The sequence below is a fragment of the Klebsiella sp. 2019SCSN059 genome (assembly GCF_021739525.1).
GTDB classification, from domain to species: Bacteria; Pseudomonadota; Gammaproteobacteria; order Enterobacterales; family Enterobacteriaceae; genus Klebsiella; species Klebsiella quasipneumoniae.
The window spans coordinates 1-1,655 of the sequence record NZ_JAKKOM010000100.1 but is presented as its reverse complement, the minus strand read 5'-3'; the positions used below and the strand labels follow the sequence as shown (position 1 = coordinate 1,655).

The 1,655-nt window shown below is 45.9% G+C and carries 2 protein-coding genes; one reads left to right on the top strand and one right to left on the bottom strand.

Translation table 11 applies throughout. The features are described from left to right. On the top strand, positions 1–430 hold a 430-nt coding region (locus tag L2I46_RS29030), incomplete at its 5' end, for a recombinase family protein (RefSeq protein ID WP_046181446.1). A gap of 318 nt (positions 431–748) precedes the next feature. Here the strand turns inward: L2I46_RS29030 and L2I46_RS29025 are convergent. Then, entirely contained in the window at positions 749–1,405 is a 657-nt protein-coding gene (locus L2I46_RS29025; protein ID WP_001516695.1) for a quinolone resistance pentapeptide repeat protein QnrS1, read from the bottom strand. Positions 1,406–1,655 lie beyond the last annotated feature (250 nt).

Here is a 1,655-nt window from a genome sequence, read left to right as displayed (position 1 = left end):
GGTCGTATGGAAGCTGGACCGCCTCGGTCGTGATCTTCGTCATCTCATTAATACAGTGCACGACCTGACCGCGAGGGGGACCGGTCTGAAAGTGCTGACCGGTCACGGGGCGACTATCGACACAACAACGGCCGCTGGCAAGCTTGTCTTCGGTATCTTTGCCGCACTGGCGGAGTTTGAGCGCGAACTGATTGCTGAAAGAACGACTGCAGGTCTGGCATCAGCAAGAGCCCGTGGGCGGAACGGCGGCCGACCTTATAAAATGACGCCAGTCAAACTGCGACTGGCAATGGCATCAATGGGACAATCAGAAACAAAGGTCAGTACGCTATGCCAGGAACTTGGGATAACCCGGCAAACTTTGTACAGGCATATTTCCCCTGTTGGTCAACTGCGGGCGGACGGGATCAAGCTGCTCAACCGTGGATAATTTGAACGGACGGAAAAATCTGGGGTTCCGGCGTAGTACCCCTATCACCTCCACATTTTTGCAACAGTGCCTTATAAATGGCAGCCTTATGTTTACTTGCCAAGATGGGCTACCATATGATGTTTTATACTGAGCAATATTAATATTATCTTTAATGGAAAAATTAAGCCCACTAAGTGACCCACTGCTATATGGCTCTATTGTGAAGACGCCTGAGGGTAAAAATTTATACATGGTTGTCCCTATGTCTATTATTGCAAGGTTGACAATATTATTCGTTTTATAAATTTGAGCGTTTAAAATCACACATCAAAGCAATTAGTCAGGATAAACAACAATACCCAGTGCTTCGAGAATCAGTTCTTGCTGCCAGGCTGCAATTTTGATACCTGATGTATCGACTTTGCGGGGATCTAAACCGTCGAGTTCGGCGTGGCATAAATTGGCACCCTGTAGGCTAAATTGCCCCCAGACATCTTCGGAAAAAACACCTCGACTTAAGTCTGACTCTTTCAGTGATGCACCCGCTAGGTTCGTTCCTATCCAGCGATTTTCAAACAACTCACATTTTTCTAAACAAACCCTCTCCATATTGGCATAGGAAAGATTACATCCAGAAATAAATGCTGAGCAAAAGTACATACGATTACTCACTTGATGGGCAAAGTTTGTTCGGGAAAAGTTGGCACCTTTTAAATCACACGCACGGAACTCTATACCGTAGCAATTGGCATTACTGAAGTTTGCCATCGCAAGTTGGCATTGTTGGAAACTTGCATCACGAAGATCTGCGACATCAAAGTGGCAGCCTTCGATATCACCCTGTTCAATGAACTTGCAGTTGACGAATGTCGTATCACGCAAGTTAGCACGTCGAAAGTCGCTGCGAATGAATGTGCAAGCGGTGAAGGTGAGATCACTTAAGTCTTTATGTGAAAAGTTGTGGTGCCGATATGTATGATTGTAGGTTTCCATGAGTACTCCTTGTTGAAAGGAGGGCTAGACTACCATTATACATATGCCAAGACATTAAAATAAAAGCCTGTTACATCAACACATTACAACCCCTCAATTTACCTGTTTTAAGTGGTCAAATTGGCGCGTAGAGCGCCTATCGCTCTTGCATTGGCACGCGGCCCTGTTGAAAAAAGTTATTCGCTTTAGATAGGGTTAGGAGAGCCGTGCTTCGCCGGTAAAAAATCGGACTATCCGACGCAGGGCGGAC

Coding starts and splice junctions, on each gene's coding strand:
- L2I46_RS29025 (WP_001516695.1), bottom strand. CDS start 1,405: ATGGAAACCTACAATCATACATATCGGCACCACAACTTTTCACATAAA.